This window comes from Paenibacillus sp. NPDC093718, assembly GCF_050279985.1.
GTDB lineage: Bacteria > Bacillota > Bacilli > Paenibacillales > Paenibacillaceae > Paenibacillus_AQ.
In genome coordinates this window covers 331,544-357,543 of the sequence record NZ_JBNNUS010000003.1, presented here as the reverse complement: position 1 = coordinate 357,543, position 26,000 = coordinate 331,544, and the positions used below count along the sequence as shown (strand labels likewise).

At 49.8% G+C, this 26,000-nt stretch carries 24 protein-coding genes and 1 riboswitch; of the genes, 9 read left to right on the top strand and 15 right to left on the bottom strand.

The window, feature by feature from the left end; translation table 11 throughout:
* Positions 1-72: 72 nt before the first annotated feature.
* Positions 73-2,535, bottom strand: coding sequence for a UvrD-helicase domain-containing protein (locus ACQKPA_RS11485; protein WP_427492269.1), 2,463 nt, complete (start codon positions 2,533-2,535; stop codon positions 73-75).
* A 546-nt stretch (positions 2,536-3,081) separates the two neighbouring features.
* On the opposite strand from ACQKPA_RS11485, the gene ACQKPA_RS11480 reads away from it, so the two are divergent.
* A complete protein-coding gene (locus ACQKPA_RS11480; RefSeq protein WP_427492267.1) occupies positions 3,082-3,276 on the top strand; it encodes a hypothetical protein in 195 nt (64 codons plus the stop codon).
* Here the strand turns inward: ACQKPA_RS11480 and ACQKPA_RS11475 are convergent.
* The 6 genes from ACQKPA_RS11475 to ACQKPA_RS11450 form a co-directional block, all read right to left on the bottom strand.
* Complete coding sequence (locus ACQKPA_RS11475) at positions 3,267-3,599, bottom strand: sigma-70 family RNA polymerase sigma factor (RefSeq protein ID WP_427492265.1); 333 nt, start codon at positions 3,597-3,599, stop codon at positions 3,267-3,269. The two genes, ACQKPA_RS11480 and ACQKPA_RS11475, sit on opposite strands and share 10 nt — an antisense overlap.
* A 266-nt stretch (positions 3,600-3,865) precedes the next feature.
* Complete coding sequence (locus ACQKPA_RS11470) at positions 3,866-4,492, bottom strand: hypothetical protein (protein ID WP_427492263.1); 627 nt, start codon at positions 4,490-4,492, stop codon at positions 3,866-3,868.
* A 165-nt stretch (positions 4,493-4,657) separates the two neighbouring features.
* On the bottom strand, positions 4,658-5,794 hold the full coding sequence (locus ACQKPA_RS11465) for an ArnT family glycosyltransferase (RefSeq protein ID WP_427492261.1): 1,137 nt from the start codon (positions 5,792-5,794) through the stop codon (positions 4,658-4,660).
* A gap of 139 nt (positions 5,795-5,933) precedes the next feature.
* Complete coding sequence (locus ACQKPA_RS11460; RefSeq protein ID WP_427492259.1) at positions 5,934-6,164, bottom strand: hypothetical protein; 231 nt, start codon at positions 6,162-6,164, stop codon at positions 5,934-5,936.
* A gap of 98 nt (positions 6,165-6,262) precedes the next feature.
* Positions 6,263-8,119, bottom strand: coding sequence for a bifunctional diguanylate cyclase/phosphohydrolase (locus tag ACQKPA_RS11455; protein WP_100539964.1), 1,857 nt, complete (start codon positions 8,117-8,119; stop codon positions 6,263-6,265).
* Between the two features lie 267 nt (positions 8,120-8,386).
* Positions 8,387-9,004, bottom strand: coding sequence for a DUF5317 domain-containing protein (locus ACQKPA_RS11450; RefSeq protein WP_427492256.1), 618 nt, complete (start codon positions 9,002-9,004; stop codon positions 8,387-8,389).
* 297 nt (positions 9,005-9,301) lie between these two features.
* Here ACQKPA_RS11450 and ACQKPA_RS11445 point away from each other — a divergent pair, with 297 nt between their 5' ends.
* Together ACQKPA_RS11445 and nfsA are read left to right on the top strand one after the other, a co-directional pair.
* Complete coding sequence (locus ACQKPA_RS11445; protein WP_071222204.1) at positions 9,302-9,505, top strand: cation transporter; 204 nt, start codon at positions 9,302-9,304, stop codon at positions 9,503-9,505.
* A gap of 187 nt (positions 9,506-9,692) precedes the next feature.
* Positions 9,693-10,433 carry an oxygen-insensitive NADPH nitroreductase gene (gene nfsA / locus ACQKPA_RS11440; protein WP_427492254.1) on the top strand — a complete coding sequence of 247 codons (741 nt, stop codon included), beginning with the start codon at positions 9,693-9,695 and terminating at the stop codon, positions 10,431-10,433.
* Here nfsA and ACQKPA_RS11435 read toward each other — a convergent pair.
* Both ACQKPA_RS11435 and ACQKPA_RS11430 read right to left on the bottom strand, forming a co-directional pair.
* Positions 10,420-10,872 (bottom strand): hypothetical protein, encoded by a 453-nt coding sequence (locus tag ACQKPA_RS11435; RefSeq protein ID WP_427492252.1) that lies wholly within the window; start codon positions 10,870-10,872, stop codon positions 10,420-10,422. The genes nfsA and ACQKPA_RS11435 overlap by 14 nt on opposite strands.
* 218 nt (positions 10,873-11,090) lie before the next feature.
* Complete coding sequence (locus ACQKPA_RS11430) at positions 11,091-13,409, bottom strand: helix-turn-helix domain-containing protein (RefSeq protein WP_427492250.1); 2,319 nt, start codon at positions 13,407-13,409, stop codon at positions 11,091-11,093.
* A 377-nt stretch (positions 13,410-13,786) separates the two neighbouring features.
* On the opposite strand from ACQKPA_RS11430, the gene ACQKPA_RS11425 reads away from it, so the two are divergent.
* From ACQKPA_RS11425 to ACQKPA_RS11410, 4 genes are all read left to right on the top strand, one after another.
* On the top strand, positions 13,787-14,767 hold the full coding sequence (locus ACQKPA_RS11425) for an ABC transporter permease (protein ID WP_427492248.1): 981 nt from the start codon (positions 13,787-13,789) through the stop codon (positions 14,765-14,767).
* 30 nt (positions 14,768-14,797) lie between these two features.
* Complete coding sequence (locus ACQKPA_RS11420) at positions 14,798-15,682, top strand: carbohydrate ABC transporter permease (protein WP_427492246.1); 885 nt, start codon at positions 14,798-14,800, stop codon at positions 15,680-15,682.
* 65 nt (positions 15,683-15,747) lie between these two features.
* Positions 15,748-17,301: an extracellular solute-binding protein gene (locus ACQKPA_RS11415; protein ID WP_427492244.1), complete on the top strand. Its 1,554-nt coding sequence runs from the start codon at positions 15,748-15,750 to the stop codon at positions 17,299-17,301.
* Between the two features lie 170 nt (positions 17,302-17,471).
* Complete coding sequence (locus ACQKPA_RS11410; RefSeq protein WP_113059296.1) at positions 17,472-17,651, top strand: aspartyl-phosphate phosphatase Spo0E family protein; 180 nt, start codon at positions 17,472-17,474, stop codon at positions 17,649-17,651.
* Positions 17,652-17,682: 31 nt separating this feature from the next.
* On the opposite strand, the gene ACQKPA_RS11405 is transcribed toward ACQKPA_RS11410, so the two are convergent.
* The 6 genes from ACQKPA_RS11405 to ACQKPA_RS11380 form a co-directional block, all read right to left on the bottom strand.
* Entirely contained in the window at positions 17,683-18,498 is an 816-nt protein-coding gene (locus tag ACQKPA_RS11405) for a TatD family hydrolase (protein WP_427492242.1), read from the bottom strand.
* 79 nt (positions 18,499-18,577) lie between these two features.
* Entirely contained in the window at positions 18,578-19,411 is an 834-nt protein-coding gene (locus ACQKPA_RS11400; RefSeq protein WP_427492240.1) for an ABC transporter ATP-binding protein, read from the bottom strand.
* 53 nt (positions 19,412-19,464) lie between these two features.
* The gene (locus ACQKPA_RS11395) at positions 19,465-20,220 is read right to left on the bottom strand and encodes an ABC transporter permease (protein WP_427492238.1); all 756 of its coding nucleotides are present in this window, start codon (positions 20,218-20,220) and stop codon (positions 19,465-19,467) included.
* Positions 20,217-20,510 (bottom strand): MTH1187 family thiamine-binding protein, encoded by a 294-nt coding sequence (locus ACQKPA_RS11390; RefSeq protein WP_427492236.1) that lies wholly within the window; start codon positions 20,508-20,510, stop codon positions 20,217-20,219. The genes ACQKPA_RS11395 and ACQKPA_RS11390 overlap by 4 nt, the downstream gene beginning before the upstream one ends.
* Positions 20,511-20,935: 425 nt before the next feature.
* Complete coding sequence (locus tag ACQKPA_RS11385; RefSeq protein WP_427492234.1) at positions 20,936-21,967, bottom strand: ABC transporter substrate-binding protein; 1,032 nt, start codon at positions 21,965-21,967, stop codon at positions 20,936-20,938.
* Positions 21,968-22,082: 115 nt separating this feature from the next.
* Positions 22,083-22,194, bottom strand: a riboswitch (TPP riboswitch).
* 171 nt (positions 22,195-22,365) lie between these two features.
* Positions 22,366-22,749 (bottom strand): VOC family protein, encoded by a 384-nt coding sequence (locus ACQKPA_RS11380; protein WP_427492232.1) that lies wholly within the window; start codon positions 22,747-22,749, stop codon positions 22,366-22,368.
* 260 nt (positions 22,750-23,009) lie between these two features.
* Between ACQKPA_RS11380 and ACQKPA_RS11375 the strand changes: the two genes are divergently transcribed.
* Both ACQKPA_RS11375 and ACQKPA_RS11370 read left to right on the top strand, forming a co-directional pair.
* A complete protein-coding gene (locus ACQKPA_RS11375; protein ID WP_427492230.1) occupies positions 23,010-24,545 on the top strand; it encodes a diguanylate cyclase domain-containing protein in 1,536 nt (511 codons plus the stop codon).
* A 208-nt stretch (positions 24,546-24,753) separates the two neighbouring features.
* On the top strand, positions 24,754-25,800 hold the full coding sequence (locus tag ACQKPA_RS11370; protein WP_427492228.1) for an EAL domain-containing protein: 1,047 nt from the start codon (positions 24,754-24,756) through the stop codon (positions 25,798-25,800).
* The last annotated feature ends 200 nt before the right edge of the window (positions 25,801-26,000 follow it).

Here is a 26,000-nt window from a genome sequence, read left to right as displayed (position 1 = left end):
CAAGCATATGGATGAATGATTGCAGCAAAATGATCGATGTCATGGTTTTCGGTAATTCCAGTAACTGGTTCCCTAGCGCCTGTGATGCATCGGAACCTCTTTACGGCCCTGTTTCATGGGCGACTGGCATAATGGACAAGCCTTGCTCTCCCGATTCCGTGTGCCTGCAGGGATTCTTGTGTTGACCCGCTGCCAGCCTTTGCAATTGGCGCTGGTGCACAACCACACGTCGACGACCTCTGTCGCGGTGGATGCAGCCTGATGCTGTGAGCTCGGAGCGGAGCCTGCATCTGATCCGATTCGTTGGCTCCTCTGACTGGTTGTGCTTACCGTTGCCCGCCCAGCAGAAGAGGGCAGGGAGGAGCGCTTGGTTGAGGTTGAGGTCTCTATGCGGATCGTGCGTTTAGTCTTAAAGGATGGATGGTTCGTTGATCCGCCGACCTTGTTTGGTATACGGTTGCCTTGTTTGCTCTGCTCGTCCGTGACGAACACATCGCGGAAGAAGCGGGAAACCTCCGCTTTTCGTCCCCGGTAAAAGCCCGGCGAACTGACAATCAATTCATCCCGTGCCCTAGTGATAGCGACATAAGCTAATCTGCGCTCCTCTTCCAATGCATCCAGCGCCTTATCCTCCTTGTCCGACAGCGGACGCTGATCGTCCCTGCGCTCGGCGTCTAAAGCGGACGTATGCGGCAGAATGCCCTCGCTCGCCCCGATCAGGCATACCGAGGGAAACTCCAGCCCTTTGGATTTATGAATCGTCATTAAGCGGACGGCATCGGCCTGCTCGTCCCGTTTCATGGCCGCCATTTCCTTATGAATAACGATCAGCCGATCGACAAATTCAACGAATTCAGCGATATCGCCAAAACGCTTCGCCGAGGCCTCTAATTCATCCAGTCCTTCCTGTATGAATTCCTTATGGAGGGTGATCTCCTGGCGTTCGTCTGCCTCCAGAAACTTGTCGTAGAACTGCCGCCTCATTTCCTGTACGGCTTGAAGGGGCTCCATCGCCTTTAGTCCCTTTATGAGCTTAGTGCGATCTCTAATATTCTCGATCTGGAAATCCTTGAGGCCAGGAAAGGATAGAAGATGCGATAGAGGGCCCTTCTTGGGACGCGGAGCATCCTGCTGCCGAATGAAAGCCATGCCTTTGTCCCGGTTCATGTACAGCGTATGGAGCATACCCTCCATTGCCGTGAAATTGCGCCGGTCCAGCGACAGCCGCAGATGGTCCATGAGCGGTTTGACAATCCACTGCTCGTAGAACAGTTCTCCATTCTCGTAATGAATGAACGGAATCTCCCGCATCACGAGCTGTTCGAAAATAGCCCGGCTGTTGTTCGCGGTTCGGTACAGAATCGCATGATCGCGGTACTGCTTTCCGTGCTCCCGGACCTGTTCGGTAATATGGGTCAGCAGCTGCTCCGCTTCTTGGTCGGGATCTCCTGGGCGAAGATACAGCGGTACGCTGCTGCTCTTGCGGGTAGAGCGCAGCTGCTTGGGACGGCGGCGTTCATTGACACGGATAATTTCATTCCCCAGCCCGACGATCGAGGAGAGGGATCGATAGTTGATATCCAGCGTCACCACCTTGGCCCCGGGAAACGTCTGGTCGAATTCCAGAATGAATTCGTTGCGCGCGCCATTGAAGCCATATATCGTCTGGTCATCGTCACCGACAACCATCAGGTTGCGATGCGGGGCGACCATTTTCTTCAGCAGCTCATAGGGCAGCAGTCCCGTATCCTGAAACTCGTCGACCATCACATAACGGTACCGCCTTTGAAGGGAGGCCAGCAATCCGGGATCCTGAGACAGCAGACGATAGGACATGACCAGAATATCATCGAAATCCATTTGGCCGTGGTCTTCCTTCCACGCTTCGTAACGGGCGAAAATTTGCCTTTGCTCGACTTCCGCAGGTGTTTTGGCAGGCAGCTCGTCAAGTCCGGTCATACTCATTCGATGGGCAGACCAGAGCGATAGCAGTGTCTCGGCTTCGTAGCTGTCCTGCAAGCCCATTTCTCGCAGGATGCGCTTCATAATAAATTGCTGATGCCTGGAGTTGCTCAGGATTTCCTGCTTGTAGCCGCGGGTTCGCAGCAAGTATAAGAAGAAGGAATGGAAGGTTCTTGCCGTTACTTTGGCGGTTTCGCTAGCCCGTAACCCGGGAAGCGCCATGATGCGTTCCTTCATCTCGGCTGCCGCTTTGGATGAGAAGGTGACAAGCAGGATGGAAGACGGATCGATCTTCTTGGCCGCAATGAGGTAGCCTGTCCGGCTGACCAGCACGGAGGTCTTCCCGGAGCCGGCGCCTGCAAGCGTAAGCAGCGGTCCTTGCGTATGTCGTACAGCTTGGATTTGGGCTCGGTTCAGCAGCAGCCCTTGTGATTCCAAGCCGCGAAAAAAAGCCGCATCCGGGGCGTCATCGCGGATCAGGTCCTGGCTGTTCTCGAAGGAAGCCAACTTGGCAAACGGAATATCCTGACGCTCACCGCCGTACGGGCGTTTATAGAAGGGTATGGATGTCATGAATTTCACCAATCATTTCGTATTTCGATTATCGTCCTACCAGTTTACCGGATTCTCGGAAGTCTGGCAAAGCGCAGGATATGGATAAGGGACGTGAGGCGGGTGCTTGATAGACTGATCACGCTCCACTTTTCATTTAATAGTTTTGGATAGCCCACATCACAATTACACTAAGTTCCTTGCAGAATGTAGTAACCTATACTCTACTCCATCGATGTCATAAGTTAGTTCCGGAAGAAACTCCTTGGTAATTATATATAGCGTGTTCTGGTCTATCTCGTTGTATCTAATCTCTGGAATAAAAATGATAAGCGCAAGAATAGAATCCAAAAAATCTAAAATAGGTTGTAGATACTTCTCTCCATTGCTTGATGTTCTAACCTTATCCAAAATCAAATAAAAGGATTCGCTCGTTAAAGAAATCGATGGGGCATCCTCAGCATCTGGCAGCACAACCACTGATATGAACCAACTTCACATCCGGGGGCAGCGTTATATTATTTAAGGAATGTTCTAAGGATGAGACTATATTCAAGGAGAGTTCTCATGCTGGTTGTTATTGCTATTCTACAGCTCGTTATGATTGGCATTTTGCTGAACATCAACGGCAAGCTGAAGCCGCGAGACTATATTGCTGAGGCGATGGAGCGAGATCGTCAAATACGGGAGGAGCGGGAGAGGAAGCGGCAAATGGAGCCATGGTCACATGAGGCAGGCGCTAGCAGCGCGGATCATTCATGAGATGAATCATTTATATGCATAACAAACTGGAGCAGGATGTTCTCCGGGGTATGGCGGTCGATCAGCTGATCGAAAAAAACAGCGTCCTTCACGATGCTGCGGCTGGCCTTCCGCTGATAATCCACATAAGCGTTGTGGGCGACCCGAAATAGCCATGGCTTGATTCGTTCATCCTTCCAATCCTCCAGGAATAGGTAAGCGCGATAAAAGGTTTCCTGTACCAGGTCTTCCGCCGTATGGTGATCATAAGAGAGGGAGTACAAGTAACGATAAACGTCCTTCACGTAATATTGATAAATCGATTCCAGACTGTTCAGTGTCATGTCCTCCCCTCCATGTAACACGCGTTTAAACAACGCATAAAGTTACACTTTCGGCTTAACCCTTTAGTCGCAAAAAGCAAAAGCCCGCCAGATGAGCGGGCTTCAAACGAATTTATAGGTTCTCCTAAGAAGAGGAGGGGACGCCGGGGCGAGAGGCTCAAAACAGAACTCAGCCGGTATGAATCACTTGCTGTTCTTGTTGTAGGCCGTAAGCGCGTTATATGGCTGGCTGTCGCCCCCTCATTATATACATATACCATACAGCGTTACCTCAATTGAATATCCGGATCCAGCACGATAATTCGCTGTTCATCCAATGCAGTGTTTAGCAGTTCATCCTTCAGCTGCTGCGTGCTGGTTATGACGTCAGGCTGGGTAGACTTGATATCCGTCGTCAGTTTATTCACAAATCGCTCGATCGATAGCATATCCCGATATTCCGGCGGGGAGTAGTCTTCCCAGTATTGATCTTCGCTGATGCCCATCGTATCCAGAATGCGCAAGTGCTGTTCTTGCACCTGCCGCGGCTGGCTTTCGAGTGTCTTCCGAAGCTCCTTGGCCCTCTGAATACCATCCTCAAGACTCGCCGCAACGCCTTGTTCGTTGGCCAATTGAAGCATCAATTCCTTCGTTGCCATTTCTTTAAGGAGCGCAGCGTCATCAGGGAGGGGCGCGGTGCTATGCGCGAGGTTATTCTTATAGGCAGTTAAATGGGTATTCGTGATGTAGGTGGAGCCGACTTGAACCAGCGCCTGCCCATTTATATTGTCGTTCATGCGATGATGCTGGCCCGAGCGATCTGAAGCATCCGTGAAGAAGAGTATGATGCTTACCGTCAGAACGCTGGCCACAGCGATACTGAGAATGGCGATATATTTACGGTTTATTTTCATACCTGACACCTCACTTTACAGGGATATATGAAAACGAAGATATAATATAGACGTTTCATCAGCCTGAAAGGTTCTTGAACAACGCGAAAAAAACGCCTGAAGGCACATGATATAAGTGCTTCAGACGCAAAAGTTACATGATGATGGCAGGCTTCGCGTTGAAACTTACTTACGAAGCAGGCGGGTCTTATGCGCATAGATAATCGCTTTGTCCGCGAGAAAAGCAGCGTAGAGGAGCAGGAAGACCGAATAAGGAAATCCGGTGCCGTCCAGGCTGGGAACCAACCATTCGGCGGCAATAAAATACAGCAGCGTCAGCAGCACCGGGAGCTGCCGTTTCAGATGGTATTTCCAAACCGACCAGATGACGCCGGCAGTCCCGGCAAACAGCATGAGGAGACGGACGGCGTCCAATGCGGATTGCACGACCTTTCTGGCCTCCTCGTTTCCGATCGCAGCCGCATATTTGGAGGTGCGGCCGGCATATATGCTCCGGAAGAGATGAAGCAATGGATTGCCTTCAATGTATCTCGATTCCAGCCACAGCGAGGCAAGGTTCCACGGACCGGACATATACATCAATCGATTGAAAAGCGGGATGTTCAGCCACCATGGAGACAAGATGAGCAAATAACCCGCGCTAATAAGAAGGAGCCCGCCGGTTACGATTTTGACCGGACTGCGGTACTTGATCCAAAAAGCAATGAACAATACAGGATACAGCAGCGCTTGAAGGTTGTAACAAGCCATAAGCGCTGTAAGCGCGCCGGCAGCCGCGTACCAGCCAGCCTGCTTCAATTCAAGCGCTCCGATGACGGCGCAGACCAGAAGCAGCATCAAGGTCTGCATGGTGATATCCGGCAGGATCAGCCGGACTGCGCCGTAGGCCGGCCAGAACAGCGCGTAGATCAAACATGACAGAAAAGCGATTCGCGTATTAAACATGTAGCGGGACAGCACGAAAACCAAATAGACGGAAAATGCATGAAAGACGCATTGGAGCAGCTGGTAGGCAATCAGGGCGGCATCCATGCTTCCGAATAAGGCGGTAAGTCCGGCAATCATAAGCGGCACACCGGGCATGACGCTGGAGGCATTGTCTTCCAGGTCTTCACCGGGGTGGCTGATCATGGCCGCACTTTGGATATATCGTTCTTCGATCACGCTGCTTATGCTCGGGGAACGTTCATGAAGACCGGTCAGCACCAGTAGAAATGACATCACCAGAACCGCTGCAATCAGAACCAGCAGCATCCTTCGCTGCGCACGGTTTAACGTCCATATGGAAAACAAAGGGTCCACTCCACTCTTATATAATCTCTAGGTTTAAATCCGCATTCATACTCTTATATATTAAAGAAAAAAAGGTGAAATAAAAAGGCTCCGCCAAAACGGAGCCCATAAGTTCAAGTTACGCTGCAGTGACAAGGTAGTCCCACTATTAAAAGCCGCTGTGATACTTATCATCACTGGATGAACGCTTCTTTGACGTCCCGTCCCGCTGTTTCTCTTCCTGGCGCTCCAGCCCGGCGTCTTCCATCGGAATCGGGTCCACATGCTGTTCGCTCTCGTGCATATCGAACAGGCTTTCTTGTTCCGTCGGATATTGTTCAGGGTGATCCATGTTGCCGGGACCGTTGTGAAGCGGTAGATCCTTTTTCTTGTCAGCCACCGTTTCTCACCTCATTTATCGTTGTGATACTACCTTTATACCTTATTTGGGGAAGTATCAAACATGAAGAGGTGATAAAGGGAGGGGCATCGATCTCTTTAAGACGTCTCCGAACCGGCTGCAGGCTGCTGCTGCGCTTCTGCTTTGAGTCTTAAATAACGGATAAACAGCTCCACAAGCTCCGGATCGAATTGCGTGCCCGAGCAGCGGAGCAATTCCTCAATTCCCTCCTCGAAGGTTTTCGTTTTCTGGTAAGGCCGTTCTGTTGTCATCGCGTCAAAGGAATCGATAATGGTCAGCATCCGGCACAGTTTGGGGATTTGGCTGCCCTTGAAGCCGTGCGGATACCCGCCGCCATCATATCTCTCATGGTGCAATTCGATGTAAGGAACCAGTTCCTTGAACTTCTCGTTCGTTTCCGCAATGCGTTTACCCCAGCTGACATGCCGTTTGACGGTTTCCCATTCGCCGGCCGTGAGCTTGTCCCGTTTGTTCAAGATCCCCCAAGGAATCTCCAGCTTGCCGATATCGTGAATGAGTGCACCGAGTACGAAATTGCGGCGTTCCACACTATCAAGCCCGAGCACTTCGCTGATGTCCATGGCATAGCGGAATACCCGTTTGGAGTGTTTGAACGTATCCACATCTTTATACAAGAACAGCTTCAGCTGCTGCTCGATATCGCGGACGTCCTCCGCGAAGTCGATCTCGGATTCTTTTTCGGCGCCGCTCCCGTATACGTGCACATTATTCTTGCCCTGCTTCTTGGCATAGTACAGCGCCTGATCGGCAAGCTCGACGAGTTGTGACTTGTCATGGATGTCAATCCGATAGGACGCAACGCCGGCAGAGAAGGAGAGACACCCGGATGGGAATATCTCAACGCCGTCAAAATAGGTATCGTTCAATTTTTTGCGGAGCCTGTTAATGAAGGAACGTGCTTTATTGTCATCGTAGCCCGGCATTAGAATCGTGAATTCCTCACCGCCGAAACGAGAGGCCACCACTTCAGCCGTTTCGGATTCCACCTTGAGGTAATTGCCGAGAAATCCGAGCAGCATGTCCCCTTTCAGGTGTCCAAATTGATCGTTGTATTTCTTGAAATCATCGATATCGATCATGGCCAGCGACAATGGCGTCTCATTGGCCTTGGCTTTCTTGATCTCGTCCTCCAGCAAACTTTCGAAATAACTGTGATTATACAGACTCGTCCGTTGATCTTTGATTGCTTTTTCTTGTACTTCGTTATACATCGTGAACAGCTGTTTAAAGGAATAAGAGAGCATCACACTCAGGCCTATGAATAAGGTGAGGCCGAATACGCCGTTATGTACGATAAGAACGGAGAGGACCAGCGACAGTATGAGTGTACTCAAGTAAACGAGCAGGGTGTCTTTAATGAAGGACTTCAGAATGTCGTATAAAGATCCCCGATATAACAAGTAATAATAAAATCCAAGCAGAAAAACGTTAATAATAAAATAGACGAGCAGGGCGCCAAGATAAGCACCAAAATGATCATTGATGATGGGGCCCGGCTGTCCTCCTGCTGCCTTAAAAACAAGCGAGGAACCAACGATCATGAGTGTATATATGGAGAAGTTGACAAAATGCTTCCAAAAAGGGATCTTCCTGTCATACAGCGCTGTTGCCAGAGTATTGAATAGGATTACCGAAAGAGCAAAGGGGGCGCCATATATAAATATGCAAGCTAAATAAACGGAAGAATCCATAGATTGCAAATTACCCTCAGGCGGCAGCTGGAAGGTGAAGTAATTTAATATTAGGGCGGCGCCTAACATTGCATAAACCCATACCCACTGTGAAGGAGAGTAGTATATAAATTCTCCTTGATGTACTAGTAGAAAGGTTATACAGCCCATAAGTGAAATGAACACAAAGTACAGCTGTCCCGGAAGTTCCCTGGAAATCTTAGGACGCTTGAATATGGACATAACGGTTTCTCCTCAATTAAAAAAGCATGGTGTATTCTCCACATTTTAAGATATATTGCGTCGCAAAACAACGAAAAAGATGTAAAAAAACAGGCTGAGCATTCCAGCCTGTTTTTTTTAGGTGTTTATGTTATCCCAATCTGTATCCGGAAGTCAGAGCGACAACAACGGAAGCAACGATGATCGCATTCAACACGACGCGGGAATACTTAATTTTATCAGTTTTCTTCATAGTTCTCCCTCCTTTCCAGGTGGTATGATGTATGATTAATTCTGCGGTTCAGCATGTTCAGTCGTATCGGATTTGCGCATTAAGGTTTGAACATTGGTATTCTTCCCGGAAGTCATAAGATGGACAATGTAGAGGAATATACCGATATTCATGATAATATCTCCGATACTGATTACCTGCGTTCTTGGATAGGGTGGAGATAACGGAATGATGTCCCCAAGAAGAGACAGGCGGGTAGAGGCGTCCATAAGATAGTGCTTGGTAGTAGCTGTGGCATCCATTAGCATGTCCACATAGACGGGATCCAGCACGGAAGCTGCGCTCATGGAAACGGGCATTCTGCCACCATTCACTGCCATGACAAGGAAATTCAGAAAGACACCTGCCAAGATGCTGCCAAAACCTTTCTGATCCCGGTTCATCCAGAGAAAGATCATGCCGGCAACGTAGATGAACATAAAGACGTAGCCGCTTGCGGCTGCCAACCAATCAGAGTTCACTTGAAAGCGGAATATCAGCAGCTGCACAATCAGGAGTATGGGGAAGATTAAGCCGCCCTTCAGACGAATCTTACTGAATTGCTGCAGTCCATGACGGAGTCCGCCACGTATCAGTCCGACAATTAACCCGAGTATAATGCCGTCAAATACCATGATAGAATTCCTACTTTCATAGTTCATTATCTCTGTAATTAAGATAGTTCGACAGCGAATTGGAAATTCCTTCAACAAAAATCAAATTTTATAAAAAATGTGGAAGGTCTGATAAAAAGCTTGTCCCTTCCTGTATGAATCTAATAAATTATGTACATTATAACAGATTAAAAGGATAAATCTTCCTACTTTTTTCGTGTTTCTGTTGCAGAAACGAGCAAATTCTTGAGCTTTACATACTTATGGGGGTATAGTAAGGTTGAATGGTACGACATTATATGATAGGAGGACGACAGCATGAAACAAGTGACATTGACAGTGGAAGGCATGTCCTGCAACCATTGCGTGAACTCGGTGGAAGGCGCACTGAAGAATGCGGGAGCTTCTGGTAAAGTCGATCTTGCATCCAATACAGTGGCTATCGAATACGACGAAAACAAGGTCAGCCTTGAAGCATTAAAAGAAGCGATTGAAGAGCAAGGCTACGATATCGTGTCCTAACCAGACATTCTCTGGAATAATCCAAGGTCATGAGCTTTGGCTAAAATAGGAGCCGGCTGCTGAAGGCGATCGACAGCAAGCCGGCTTTTTTGCGCGGTGTCACCTATCGCGTAAGCTTGCACTGCCCAAGCCGAAGTTTCATAATAGATGGAACAATTCTTTAAGAGCCTAAGGAGTGGATAGCCCGATGAATGATACCATATCACTTCTGATGAACCATCGATCGATTCGTAAATATTCGGATCAGCCCGTCTCAGAGGAGCAGCTAAGGACAGTTGTGGCAGCAGGTCAGATGGCATCAACCTCAAGCAACGTCCAGGCATACAGCGTGATTGCCATTACAGATCCGGAGAAGAAGCAGCGGTTGGCGGCTTTAGCGGGAAATCAGTCGTATATTGTGGAAAGCCCGGTATTCCTGGTGTGGTGCGCGGATCTGTATCGTTTGAAAAAAAGCGCAGAGGGGCACGTGGTTGATCAAGAGACGTATGAAGATTCGACCGAGAATTTCATCGTGGCCACGGTGGATGCCGCTTTGGCTGCGCAGAATGCCGCGATCGCCGCGGAATCGCTTGGTCTTGGCATCGTATATATAGGCGGGGTCCGCAACTCCATTGCTGAGTTCTCCGAGGCTTTGGAACTGCCGGAGCTGGTCTATCCGGTATTTGGCATGTGCCTGGGTTACCCGGATCAGGAGCCGGGGCTTCGTCCGCGGCTTCCGGTGGAGGCTGTTTTGCACTGCAATAGCTACAATCGTGCGGCTATAGAAGAAGTGAAGAACTACGATCGAACTTCTTCCGAATACTTGTCCCTGCGTACCCATGGCAAAAACAACACGCCGTGGTCGGCGCTTATGGCTAAACGCCTGGCAGAGCCGGTAAGGCTGCATATGAAGGACTTTCTGAAGGGGAAGGGCTTTATGGGGCGTTAGACATGAATACAGAAAGCGGGTACGACGCTCTCGTAAAACAATAGAGAGAGCGGGTACGGCTGCTCTGTGGGAATCTCCGGAGGCACGGTTCTAGGAAATAAGGCTCGGCCTCGGAACCAAGCCTGGCTGATGTGGGATGGGTGGCGTAGGAGGCGAGCGAGCAGTGCACCGTAAGTTTAACCGTAGCTTCCAAGCCGCAAGCCGGAACGAGTTGCAGCATGGCAGTAGCAGTATCGGACCTCAGATCCGTTATTTTCGCTATGGGCTCGTTTTTGCCGGATCTATTGGACACGTATTCCGTTAAATAGCGAATAATCCGAAAAATGAGGGCCTTATTCGGTGAATAACGGACCTCATGTCCGCCAGCATTCGAGAAATGGTGTTTTTGATCAAAATAAGGTCCGCTGAGTCCGCTAAAATGTGCAACTATGTTGTACATCTTGCGCACTGCTCCCTGTGCGCACGATGCGTGGTTCGGAGCATGCTTGGATGACTCGTCGGTGCTAAGCGTGCCGCCATGTACGACGCTTGAACGTAAGTCATTAACACATAAAAAGGGGCTGTCCCAAAAGGTCATGAAATACGGACCAAGGGGCAGCCCTTTTTTTCAGCGGCCTCCTTTTATATGGAGATTGCTGATCAGGATGACATGCCGATTTATTTTCCGATGCCCTGCTGACGGTATTGTCCGGGCGTGATCCCTTCCAGCTTCTTGAACATACGATTGAAGTAGGGAGGCTGATATCCGGCGGCCTCCGCAATCTCGTGAATGCGAAGATCGGTGGTCAGCAGCAATTCCTTACATCGGTTCATGCGCACGGTTGTCAAATAGTCTATATAATTCGTGCCCGTCATCTGCTTAAAAGCTTTGCTCAGCTGGGATACACTGACGCCGGCTTCCATGGCCATGACATCCAGGGACAGGTCCTGCATCCCGTTTTGCTCGATTTGCTCCAGCACGTTCTCGACCAGCGATTTCATGGAGCTGTTGAAGTTCTTTGTTAACTGATCGAGGTAGGGTTCGATGATTTCTTTCTGGAACCAGGTCACGCAGGCCTTCGGATCCCGAAGCAGGGACAACTGTTCCTGCAGATTGGAGAAATCGTACACCTGGTATGGATTTAAGCCAGCCTGCAGCATAGACCGGTGAACGCTGGTGATTAACCGCATGAGGCCATGGTGGACATGCCACTCCGAGCCTCCCCCGGCCTGAAGCGCCGTTACGAAGCGGCTTAGGGAGCGCAGCGCATCTCCTTGAAGCCCAAGATTCAAGGTATGAATGAAATCCTGCTCCAATTCCAGTGGGAAGTCGATCCAGTCGTTTTTCTGGGAAAGCACGGTTTCTGCTTCCAGCAGCTGACTGCCCGCGTCGAAGGATCGGTAATGCAGCGCCCGCTTGGCCTGTTCGAGAATATGGGGAACATCGGTCCAGGTTGAGCTTGGTCCGCCCAATACGATGGTTGCCGACATGCGAAGCGTATCGCGCAAAGCCCGCATGACCTGATCGCACAGTTGCCTCATCAAACGTGTCTGTTCATCGGCTTTATGGGCAGCCGGAACGATCAAGATGACGCCGAAGGAGCCGTCGAAGAAATTGATAGGATGCATATATGCGCTTATGTCCTCTGCCAGCTCCTGGATCACGTTCAGAGCGGCATAGGTGAGAAGATGCTGGTCATTTTCCGTCAGCGGCGTCCGATCCTCCCCGTGGGTATGCTGCTGAAGCACAATGGCCGAGAACTGTTTATGGGTAATGTCAAGATCCATCTCTTGCAGCTTGAGCACGTATTCAGGCTCCGTCAGGTGGGCGGCTTGTCCGCTTAAGAATTGATTGATATATGCCTCCCTGATCGCGGGCAAGGATCGCTTCCATTGGCTTTGAAGCGTATCATGCGAGAACCGGTACTGCTTCCACTCGTGTTCAATATAATCCAGCTCATTGTATCGCGAGCTCGGTTTGGCCTGATCTCCGCCAATCATATTCAGCATCTTGCGAATAGGACGATACATGCGCTTAGAAGCAAACCAGCTGACAGCCAGTGATGCCGCGAGCGCAAAAGCAAAGCAAATCAGGATGATATGAGTATACGGCTTCGTTGGAGCAATGATTTTCGATTGCGGCGTGCCGGAAACATAGGTCCAGCTTTGCTGCATTTTTTCGAATGAAACGGTATTCACCAGCAATACATCCTGGTCGACCGGAACCTTCAATCGCAAATGATTCGCACTCCGGGCATTCTCCGGAAGCTTCAGCTGTTCCTGAATCGCGCTCATCGCCTTCGGCATGCTGCGGCTCATGCCCGACTCTCCGATGACGTGACCATGGTCGTCCAGCAGGAACGAGAGATTCTCGCTATTGCGAATGACGTGCAGCTTCGACGGATCAATATAGATGACGATCGCGCCGTAGGGTGTATGACCGTTGAAGGGAAGTCGCATGACGAGCGCGTGAGAGGATTTATCCTTGTTAAAAGGCCGCTCCAGGTCATGGACCCAGAACATGTCCGTATCTCCTTCCATGAGCCTGTTGAAGTTTAACGCATCCTGTTCCTGATCCAGCGTCCGCAGGCCGAGATCAGGCTCCATGATTTTATTTTGCTTTTTGATATAGAGATAGACCTGATCCACCAGCGGATCGGCATTCTCCACCAGGTTCAATGTATTGAACAGCTCGTTCGTCTCCTCGATATTCGATACAAAGTCCATATCAGACAACGAAGGCTTGAAATGGGGCTTCACCACCATATTGAGGGCGTAGTGGACCAATTGGGTGAATTGCTCGTCTACTTGTCTCGCAGCGTCAACCAGGGCCTCTTCGTTTCGCTGCTGATATTGGTTAATCAGATGCTGGTTGCCCACATAAAGGTAAACGGCCGTTATGGCCGAGATGGGGAGGCATGTTAACAAAACGGCAAGCGCGATGCTTCTCCAATACATAATACCTTTGAAAACGGATTCAGGATTTTGTTGCCTCATTACTTTAACCCCCTGTTGGCATAGACAAATCAAAGGCTTGATCGAAGCGAGCCGGTAAATGATTACATACTATCATAGCGAATGAGCGGATGAGTTGAAAAGATCATATCTTCCTAATCGAGTTCGAGTCAACGTTACCGATTAACCGAATCGGACGTTCATTTGCCGTGGAAAAAAAGTGCAATACAAGGAAACGAAAGTTTCCACAATGCCGTAGAGATCAAGCTTTCCCTGTGCTGTGCATCGAATGGAAGGGGGATTGGAGTCGGCGGAAAAAAAGTGGAATTGCAGATAATCTTGCAACCGTTTACATTAGGACTACATTCCGTGAACGGTATGTTGAACGAGATGACAAGGCTGAAAGTGAGGGAGTATCGATGAAAGCACAAGAAACCGTTCAGTCGGCAAAAGGAAGCGGGAGCCCCCCCATTCCCGTGAAATCCAAAACGAAGTGGGGGAGGATATGGTCGGATGTTGTGCGCGACAAGTATTTGTACGTGCTGGCCTTGCCGGGTCTGATCTTTTTTATCATCTTCAAATATATTCCGATTACGAATCTCGTGATTGCCTTCCAGGAGTATTCTCCATACTTTGGAGTGCTCGGAAGCCCCTGGGTAGGATTCGAGCATTTCACCCGGTTTTTCTCCAACGATGATTTCTGGATGCTGCTGCGCAATACGCTGGCGATCAGTTTTCTGAGCTTGATTTTCTTTTTCCCGGCACCGATCATTTTAGCTTTGATGCTAAATGAAGTGCGAAATTCCTTCTATAAGCGGACCATTCAATCCCTGGTGTATATCCCCCATTTTTTATCCTGGGTATTGATCTACGGCCTTACGTACCTCATGTTCTCGCAATCGGAGGGCTTGTTTAATAAGTGGCTCATCTCCATGGATTGGGAGACGATCGATATTCTCTCCAACCCCAACTACTTCTGGGGGATGCTGACGGGACAATCCATCTGGAAGGAGGTCGGGTGGGGGACCATCATCTTCCTCGCGGCCATCGCCGGAGTGGATCCGCAGTTATACGAGGCAGCCGTCATGGATGGCGCAGGCCGCATGAGACGAATATGGCATATTACCCTGCCCGCGATGCGCAACGTGATCCTTATTCTGTTGATCCTCCGTCTGGGAACGATCATGGATACCGGATTCGAACAGATCTATCTAATGATGAATGCACCCGTCACCAATGTAGCCGAAGTGTTCGATACCTACGTATACCGGGTGGGGATAAGGCAGGGAGAATTCAGCTACAGTACGGCCATCGGATTGTTCAAATCGATCGTCGGCGTCATCCTGGTGGTCTCGGCCAATCGGTTGGCGAGGCGTTACGGTCAAGAAAGCTTGTACTAAAGGATGGGTGAAGACAAGGAGGCGTAAAGCATGCATGAGAAAGGATGGAAAACCAGGCTGTTCGGTCTTGTGAACAACGGACTGCTGCTGATCATCGGTTTGGCAACGATATTTCCGATTTATTATACCGTTATTTTGTCGTTTACCGATCCGGTGGAGTATTATCAACGAAGCCTGATATTATGGCCGCGGGTTTGGACGCTGGATGCTTACAAGCATCTACTCTCCAACGGATTGTTTGTCACCTCGATTTCCGTGAGCGTGTTCCTGGCTACGGTCGGCACGCTGTTCAGTCTGCTCGTTACCGGGGGCATGGCTTACGCGGTGTCCCGAAAACGCCTTCGTTTTCGCAAGGCGATCATGATTATGGTGTTAATTACCTTTCTCTTCACGCCGGGGCTGGTTCCGCTGTATCTGGTCGTCCGAAATGTGGGACTCATCGACAGCGTCTGGTCGCTGATCCTGCCGAGCTTGACGAGCGCGTGGTATGTGCTGCTCATGAAGGGATTCTTCGATAGCATTCCGGACAGTCTGGAGGAAGCCGCGATGATCGACGGTTCCAATGATATCGGCGTGTTCTGGCGAATTATTCTGCCATTGTCGCTGCCGGCGCTGGTGGCTTTCGGATTGTTCTTTGCGGTTGGTTATTGGAATACGTATTTCAACGCACTGATGTTTATTAACGACCAGAAGATGTGGCCGCTGCAAGTATTGCTGCAAAATATGCTTGTGGATCCAACGACGATGGGATCCGGGAGCGGCGGAGGATTCGCCTTCCAAGTGAACCGTCCCGTTCCAACGGAAACGTTGAAGATGGCGGCGGTCGTTATTGCAACCGTGCCGATTATGTTAGTGTATCCATTCCTGCAGAAGCACTTCGCCAAAGGAGCGATGGTAGGCTCTGTCAAGGAATGAATCGATATACGGTTTATCTGCATCATGATCATTCAGGCGAGATGTATTATTAAAAGGGAGGTCTAATGATGAAAAGAATGGAAACCAAGCCGGGCAAGTCGTTTTTAAAAATGTCGGGGGTGCTGCTATTGGCAAGCTCGCTCTTGCTTAGCGCATGCAGCAGCCGTGACGGAAGTGCACCGAGCGACAACGGAGGCGGAACAGACAGCAGTGAACCTACAAGCATTACGATACAGACCCTGAATTATGCCACCGAATTCATAGACAATACCAATGCGCTATGGAAAGAGCTCGAGAAACGCACCAATACCAAGCTGAATATTACGTGGCTGTCACCGTCCACGGCCGAAGAGAAGATCAATGTCATGCTTGCATCCGGCGATCTTCCAGAGGTTACTTTCGTGGAGACGTTGCAGAACCCGCAGCTGCAGAAAATGCTGAAACAAGGGGTTTTCTGGGATCTGACACCGTTTCTTAAAGACTATCCGAATTTGAACCGTGAAGAATTGAAGGAAATGTGGGAAATCACCAAGGTGGATGGCAAGAACATCGTCATTCCTCGTTATTATCCCAGCTATGGCGGCGGCGTGTTCCCGATGATCCGCAAGGACTGGCTGGATGCCCTTCAGCTGGAAACGCCAAAAACACTGGATGAGTTCCATAACATGTTAAAGGCGTTTAAGGAACAGGATCCGAATGGTAATGGACAGGCCGATGAAATTCCATATGCCGCAAATCCGGGGGCTCTCGCCTATATTTATAATATATTCAATGAAACGCAAGGGTCCTGGAAGCTTCAACCCGATAATACCCTGACTCCGATTATGACGTCGGACGAGTCTAGGGAGGCCATGTTGTGGATCAAAAAGGCATATGATGAGGGCTTGTTCCCCAAAGACTTCGCCATCATGAAGTTCTCGCAGGTAATGGATACGATGCGAAGCGCCAAGGCAGGGGTAGGGGGCATGTCCATGAACCATGCTTGGGTGACCGGCGAAGCCGTGAAAGGCGTTGATCCCAAGGCGGATCTGATGCCGCTTGCTTTCTTGGAGAATGCAAACGGGGTGAAGTATACGCCTTCAGGATCGCCGTATTATGGAGTATACCTGATACCGAAGAAAGTGCCGGAGGCAAAAGTGAAGAAAATCCTCGAGTTTTTCGACTATGGTTATAGTCAGGAAGGCAATGAGATGTTGACCTACGGAATCGAAGGGGTCCATTACAATGTGGAGAACGGGAAGAAGGTCGCAACGCCGCAGGCCGCCGTGGATAAGACGGGTGACGGCAACTTGAACAATATGATTCACCTTGTCAGCGATGATATGGCCATCAGCGCGGTAGGGATGCCGGATGAAGTATATGAGCGGAACGTAGAGATCGTCACAGAGCGCAAGACGGTCAAGGTTCCGAATCCTTCGGGAGAGCTGTATTCGGAAGCCTACAACAAATACTATCCCGAGCTTTCCAAGAAAGTGGAGGATATGCGGGTCATGGTCATCACGGGCAAAGAACCGGTTGAATCGTACGATAAACTGATCGAAACGATCAAGAGTGATCCGAAGATGAAGGAAATTACAGACGAGATGTCAAAGGCATATCAGGAGAAGTACGTTAAATAAGTACGCTAAATAATGGAACCCAAAACCACAATGCTGCGGATGGCATTGTGGTTTTTTGGCATGAACAACAGAAATAAGCCCTCCATGTCATATTTCTGATGTCTAATATTAAACATCCTATAATTTTACATTAAAGCATAAAATATTACATGAGGGGAGGATATAAAGTCATGGAAACGAAGGAAGGCATAAAGTTTAATATCGAGCAAGAACGGCATAAGCTTCATAAGATGAAGCAGCGGTATCGTGATTTTAATCATCCTAAAGTCCTCAGACAATCGATCGTGCTTGATGAGTTGATTAATCAATATAACCGATTTCTTCTTAAAGAGAACAAGCCGATTGCCTAAGCAACCGACTTGAAATGCATGAAGATTCCTTTTATAGACCGTAAAGTCTCGCGGCGTTCTCATATAAAATCCTGCGGGCCTCAGGTATGGACAGCCCCTTAAGCTCAGCCCATGCCGAAGCCACAGAAGCCGTCATCCGAGGATGGGTCATCTGTCCGGTGAACGGCCCTTCGAACGGCCAAGGTCCATCGGTTTCGGTCATGTCGAGATGATCCGGATACCTACTTGCCATAGCACGAATTTCTCCCTCATAGAGGATGTCGGGCGTAAAGGAAATATAGTATCCGTTACCCGCCATCCGCTGCAAGGTGTCATGGGAGCCTTTAAACCAATGGAAATGGGCACGAGTGACGCCGTATTTTTCGAGCAAATCACATGCGATATCTGCATCTTCATATACAGCGTGCAGAATCACCGGTTTATGATGCTTCTTAGCAAAAGCTATAAACTGCTCCAACAGATAGGCGTAAGGGCGGTTATCCCAGGGCCGGCCTTCCGATTCAGCCTCCAGCTTGGCGTAATAGGGGAGACCCACTTCTCCTACGGCAACCATCTCATCGGCATGCCGTGCCATCCAATCCACCAGCTCTTCGGTTTCGTCAGAGGAAGGGAGGGGCTGCTCCGGATGATAACCGAAAGCCGGCCGCACCATCGGTCCGTACTGCCTGGCCAGCTCCAGGTTTCGCTTGCAGGAAGCCAGATGCATGGAGACAGAGATGACGGATTGAACCTCATGATGGCGGATATCCGCGAGAATCGCTTGTTGATCGGATAACGAATAACTGTCCAGATGAATATGAGTGTCGATCAGGGGGGAATTCGCTTCACTCTTCATGAATGATTTCATCGTTACATCACCTCGCTTGTAAGCTTCCAGTAAGCGCTTTGCCCATCATGGATGTATGTATTACGCTGGCCTTCATCGGTCAGCGCTTGTGCTGTTCTTCCCGCATGATGGCGGAAATTTCGGTTTTTAATGCGATGAAGGACGGATCCATCAGGATGTTTTCGGGGCGTGGACGGGAGAAAGGAACTTCTACCCGTTTCAAGATGGTTCCGGGCCGTGCTGACAGGATATAGATGCTGTCCGAAAGGAGCAGCGCCTCCTCGATATGGTGGGTAATCATCAGCACCGAACGGCGCGTATCCTCCCAGATATCGAGCAGCCAGCGCTGCATATCGCTGCGCGTTAACGCATCCAATGCGCTGAACGGTTCGTCCAGGCACATAACTTCCTGCGGACTCATCAGTGCGCGCAGAAAAGCTGCCCGCTGCTGCATTCCGCCAGAGAGGGTGTGCGGATATGCCTTTTCGAAGCTGCTGAGTCCGGCACGATCCATCCAGCTGCGGGCATGTTCCCTGGCAGCGGCTTTCGAGGTGCCTCTCAGCTCCTCGGGAAGGAGCACATTGTCCTCCACCGTACGCCAAGGGAACAGGGCCGGCTGTTGAGGCATATAGGCGATGCGGCCTTTTTCCCCGGTCACGTCCTGACCATCCATGAGAACGGAGCCCGCATCCGGAGCTGTTAACCCCCCGATGATATGGAAGAGTGTACTCTTTCCGCTGCCTGAAGGACCGATTAAGGAGACGAATTCCCCGGGCTGTACTTGAAGCGAAAGGCCATCCAGTACATGCACTTCGCTGCGCCGGTCGCGGAAGGTTTTTCGAAGGCTGCGAACCTCGAGGGCAGGTGCGGTTGAGACCGACGCAGCCGACGGGTCAGCCCCGTCCTGGACCGGCAGTGGTACTTGATGTGTCATATCGACAAATGGCCTCCTATCATATAAGATTCGAAACGTCTATTAACGGGGACTCAACCTTTTCGATTCCAGCGGACCAGCCGCTTCTCCAGCAGAGTGATCAGCAGGACCATCAGCAGGCTGAGCAGGACGATGACCAGGATGGCAACAAACACCCGGTCCGTGCGGTAGCCGGATTTTTGCAGCATCATGTAGTAGCCGATTCCCTGGTCCGAGCCGATCCATTCCCCGATAACCGCACCCATGACCGAATAGGTGGCCGCAATTCGAATCCCGGAGAAGATGGAGGGAAGGGCATGCGGCAGCTCCAGCTTGGTGAAAATTTGCCACGAGGTAGCCCCTGCCATCTGCATATAATTCATCATGGTGCGGTCAGTACGGGCGAGTCCGTCCAGGGCCGCAACAGCGACAGGGAAGAAGCAGACCAGCGTAATCACGATAACCTTGGGCAGCATGCCGAAGCCGAACCAAATCATGAGAAGCGGGGCAAGGGCGATGGTCGGCACATTCTGGCTTAGAATAAGAAGCGGATAAAGGGCGGTTTTGAGAAAAGGCACCATGTGCAGAGCCAGCGAGATGACAAGACCGATCGCCGTGCCGATCATAAATCCGATCAGGGTTAATTGCAGAGTGGCCGCTGTATGCTGGAAGAGACCGGAAGCTCCGGTAACGGCTTCATGCCCGATGGCCGTCGGTGCAGGCAGAATAAAAGGTTCAATGTCGAATACGGATACTGCGGCCTGCCATACCATCAAAAAGAAGAGGACCGCCACAGCGGGCGGCCAAACCGAACTCCACCAGCTCTTCATGGACGGTATTTCTCAGTCAGCTTATCCATGCTGATGCCGGTCGGATGATGCGCGATTTTGACTTGGGATATGATGCTGGGACTTCCTGCATTCACCAGCGCCTCGTGCATGCGCTCAACGATCGTGAGCAGCTCGGAGAGCTCTCCTTCCATGGTCGTTTCGAGTGCATGAACCTCGTATTTCACACCTGATTCCTGAATGACCTTGATCGCTTCATCTACATAAGGGATGCTGTCGGCCCCGTTTGGCGTTCTCGGAATTACTTGAATGCTTAAGAGTGTATTCGCCATATAAACTCATCCTTTCTTGTAAGCTTTACTGTAATGGAAGAGAGGCAGCCTTCCGCAAACGCAGTCTCTCTTCTTATAGAGGTTGTTCAAAAAGTCCGCTCTTGATAAGAAAACCTCTATCGAGGCCACTTCAAGGATGAGCGACCGCGATGCATAGGTAGGTTTTCTTGCGATATAGAATTTCATCAGTTCCACTGATAACTCATAAATTCTATATCTAACACGAAGCGAATCAGGAAGCAGCTCGGCATCGAATCTTGAATTCAGCCGGGCCTTCCGGTGCTCACGTACCCAAATCGTACGCTCCGCTCCTGATGTCCCTAGCTTCATCCAACTGAAGCGTTTTGAAAAAACGCACATCGGAAGCATAAGCTTCGGTGCTGAAAATCGACCTTTTTGAACACGCACTTAATATAGAAATAACCTTATGGCTGCTCCGGTAAAAATTCATTGGTAAATGCGCGGTCCGCGTCAAGTTCCTTCTCCAGCAGCTTGCGCTCAAACATCCAGTCGGCATACCCTGACCATACTTCGGCTTTCTGCTCGCCCCAGCGGGGTGCATCATCCTGATAACGGGGGCTCAGCCATTTCTGGCTGGCGAGAACCAGTTCGGCATCCAAGTCAGGAACAGCCTTCGTAAGCAGGGCTGCCGCATCTTCAGGATGTTGAATCGCATAGTCATATCCTTTGGAAGTCGCCCGCATGAACGCTTTGACAAGCTCGGGGTCATCCTGGATCTGCTTCTCGTTCGTTACGATCACCGGTGTGTAATAATCAAGCTGCTCCGAGTAGTCCTTCACATAAATCATGTCAAGCGGCTCATTGCGAAGCTCGGCTTCAATGCCCGTCCAAGCATAGAAGATCCAGGCAAAATCAATGTCGCGTTTCACGGCCGTAAAATAATCGGCATCGCCCATATTGACCATATTCACCTTGCTGACATCGGCGCCATCGATCTCCATGATGGATTTCATGACGGCTTCCTCCACAGGCGAGCCCCAGCCTCCATAGGATTTTCCTTCAAAATCGCCTGCCTTCACGATGCCTTTATCCTTGGGGGCGGCAAAGCCGGATGTATTATGCTGAATGATCGCTGCAATGGAAACGAGCGGCAATCCTTGCGTTCTGGCCAGCGTTACGCCTTCCTGATAGCTGATGCCAAACGGTACTTTTCCGGATGCGACCAGCGTATCCGTTCCGCCTGCTCCCGGCTGGACGATCTCGACATTAAGCCCTTCTTCCTCATAATACCCAAGCTCCTTCGCTGCATACAGGCCGGTATGATTCGTATTGGCGGACCAATCGAGCATCAGCTGTACGTCACGAAGTTTCCCGGGAGTCTGACTGTCTTCGCCTTCTTCACCTGTCTTCTTGTTCTGTCCGCTTGTGCCGCATCCAGAGGCAACCATCAGCAGGACGCAAGCAAGAAGCAGCGGAATCCATTTTCCCTTCTTCATCGTTTTCTCTCTCCTTTGAATTCTATTTCTATAACCTCGTTAACTCCACAAAAAAAGCGCCCTGATGATATCAGGACGCATGACGGCGTAAGTGTATACCACGGCAAATAAACAGCTGCCGCAAACATGGGCTTCCTACGCTGGCATTACCCAGATCAGGTGTAAGGGTCAGTATCATATCGGATACACTCTCAGCCGGCCATATCCCAGCTCCCCCGGTATTTATGAAGTTTCGATCATTACATCCGCTATTATAGTCCTAACAACCAGACCTGTCTAGTTCGAAGGGGCACGAACGAGGCAGGTCTTTGTTAGAACTCTTATGCAATGGGAAGGAATAATTGATCCTATGAACCTTTCACGAGATAAAGTATTTGAATAAGGCTTCTACGTAGAGGTTAGCGCTGGAAGAACTCAATCCATTCCCCTTCGGGACCATGTACAAAGAAATAACGGAAACCATTCGGGAGCGTCACGATTTCCTCGTCCAAGTGAGGAACGTCAAGTCCTTGAACCCGGGCATATTCCTCTTCAATGTTATCCGTGCTGACGGCAAAATGATGAACGGTGCCCTCCGCGGGCAGCGTATCGCTGTAACCCTGAATAAGCTCGACTTCCGTCTCGTTGCTGCCGTTAAATCCGAGGAACGCCAGCTGGATGACGCCATTAGTATGGGTCAGGCGATCCTTTAGTTCCAGTCCGACTACGGATGTGTAGAATGCAATTGTAGCTTCAAGGTTCCGGACAACAATACCAACATGATCCAATCGTTTCTGTGGCATGGCTCAACACCCTTTCCGATTCATATAAGATATGAATGTAAATATTATCACATAATCCCTATACGTCAAGTGGGTCTTGAGGGCAACAACTTTTCGGATGGTTATGGGTTTACTAGAGTAGAATCCATGGTTTTTCTTTCATTTCCTCATCTTTACTTTTAGGTGGGTAAAAAGTATCATGAAAACTAGGAGTATTAATTCAAAAGACCTAATAAGCAAGTAGTGAAAAAAGCTTACCTTTTGGCCGAGGAGGAATGCTTATGAGTCCAACTCCAGCAGATCATCTGTGGATTCGACTCGCCATGATATATGCATTCATTCAGATAATGATCGCTCTGTGGATGCCTGACGCTTTACCGCTTCAGCGTGTTCTAGTCATTATTCCTCCTGCAGCCGCCTCCGTTTATTTAATGCGGATTAGTCGGCGCTATGAGGTTCATCTTCGCAGGTTTTGGTTTATTGTGGGTCTCGGATTGATGGGGGATGCAGCGGCCCGAATCATTCACGCATGTCATGTTTGGTTTGAAAAAGAGAGCGCTTTCCCTACGGTTCTAGCCCATTTGTTCTGGGGGCTCGAACTCATCCTGTTCGCAAGTTCTCTCATTTATTTATTCCGGCATGTTCAAGGTTCGTTTCGGGGGCTCCGGCTTATGCTGGACATCGTGATTGTTGGCATAACGGTCATGACGGTAGGATGGGAGTATTTCATCAAGCCTGAGCTTGAGGGTCTGGTCCATGAGGCAGTATGGGGAAACATTTGGGTGGACATGCTGTATCCGCTATGCGCAATGGTACTTATTTTTTTTACGCTGGTGTTGTATTTTAATACCGGACAGTTAAGGAAATGGTCGGCCATTCTGTTATGTCTTGGCGGAAGTGCTTATATTGCCGGAGATGTTCTGTACATCTATCTTGTTGAACTCATGGGTATCGAGGCTCGTCCCTACCTATATCCAATCTATTCATTATCGGTATTTTTCATTAGTTTCGCAGGTGGGCAGTCTGCCTCTGATTCCCGTAAGCCATCTGTTGGTGAGCGGGAGCCGCGTTCGGTCGGAAACCTGATCGTAAGGTACCTGCTTCCCTATAGCGTGCTTGGCGGGATGTTTGCCCTTATGGCGCAGCGGTTTGGAGGGTGGACTGGACTGTTTACCGGCCTATCCCTGTGCGTGATCCTGATTCTGTTCAGGCAGATTTTAATCCAGTTCGAGAACGACCGCTTGTTTGACCGGCTGCATGAGAGTCTGATGCAGAGTGAAGCCCTGGCACATCGTGATGATCTTACGGGGCTGTATAATCGCCGTTATTTTAATGCAAGGCTGGCGAGCTCGCTGAAGGAGGCGGACCGCGCAGGTTCCCGCGTAGGCTTGCTGTATATGGATATGAACCGTTTCAAACGAGTCAATGACCGATACGGCCATCGTGCCGGCGATTTGTTGATACGAAAGGTTGCAGACCGGCTTCAATCTCTTGAATCCAAAGGAGTTTTGGTTTCCCGTTTAGGAGGAGACGAATTCACCGTTATGATCCATCCGGCTGGTGAGGATCAGGAGCTGATCTGGATGGCGGAGGAGATCTGGACGATGCTTAGCGAGCCGTACGAATTGGAAGGGCATGAAGTCCGAACCACGCCGAGTATCGGCATTGCGGTTTATCCGGATCATGCCAGAAATGACCAGGAGCTGATTGGTCGCGCCGATGCCGCGATGTATGCGGCGAAGGAACGGAACGCCCCTTGGCATTTTGATGTGGAGCGGACGATGCTGCTGCAGCTTTTGGATCAAAAGGTTGAGTAGATCAGGCAAGATCCTAGTATCGACAATACATTGTTAAAAGCAATATAAGTCGATTTTTGTAGAATTTGGCGTAATCATTGTACGAATCTTGCGCATTTCTCTTAAAATAGGTCATAACATCGATATAAAATCCATAAAATGCAAAGAAATCATATTCAAAATGCCGATAAGAAGCATAGTGAGAGCTAGCTTGCCAAGGAGGACGAACATGATTTGCGACAATTGCAGCACCTTTGAACCGATTGAGGACCAGGGGACCATTCATATGAAGCCTGCAAGTGGCGAGCTTATTCAGTTGCTGGCAGTGAACGGCTACGCGGTACATGAGAACAGTGAGGGTTGTGCTGTAAACTACAAGGTACGCGCGGACCTGATCTCCATGATGAAGTGCCTGCAGCCCCTTCCGCTGAAGATTCGTCAAGAGCTGTCCTTCTGTGTTACCGGCGGAGAAGCTCCGCAAATCCGGCATTCGTGGACCCCTATGCAGAAGTTCGAACTGCAGATGGAGCATTACGATATGGTAAGTATCATTTTACATAAGCAGTTTACGAGCTATATGCAGCCCATCGTGGATTCATCCGAGCAGATCGTTGCCTACGAATTTCTCCTTCGTCCGGTAGAGTGGGGAGCCAGGTTCCAGCCGTATGAGCTGTTTGAGACAGCCCGTAAAACCGGATTGCATGCATTCCTGGACCGGGCGGCACGAACCAGTGCCATTGAGACCAGTGCCGAGTGGCTTCCCATCGGCGTGAAGCGATTCGTGAACTTCCTGCCATCCTCCATATATGATGCGCAGTTGTGTCTAAACCACACCTTTCATACCATAGACAGGCTCCATCTGGATCCGAGGGATTTCGTATTTGAGGTTGTGGAAACCGAGAAGATTGATGATGTTGAGCATTTGCAATCGATTTTCGAGGTGTATCGCAGTCATGGAATCTCGGTAGCCATGGATGACGTTGGTGCAGGTTATTCCACATTGGAGCAGATGATTAAGCTTAAGCCGGATTATGTAAAGATCGACCGGAGTCTGATCGACCATTGCGATCGTAATCCCGCACAGCAGGAGCAGCTCAAAATGATCACGAACAAGGCTCATGATTTTGGGGCCATGGTGCTGGCCGAAGGCATTGAGAGACGGGAGGAGTTTCATTTTTGCCGAGATATCGGGATCGAGCTCTCGCAGGGGTATTTGTTTGGGAAGCCATCTGAACGGCCTCCGCGTGATCCTCATTCTCAACTGATCTATTCATAACATACATAATCGGCAATTGCCCCGCCATCGGGATGCGGAGCTTTGCATCTGATTGTCGCAGCCTTTGGCTGAGTCCAGACAATATAGATGCTTGGCGTGGATGAAAACGGGCCCTTTAAGAAGGAGCAATGATGCCTGAAGGAGCCCGTTTTCTGTAAAAACAAGAGCCCTGGAATGTTCTCCAGGGCTCTTGTTTTTAT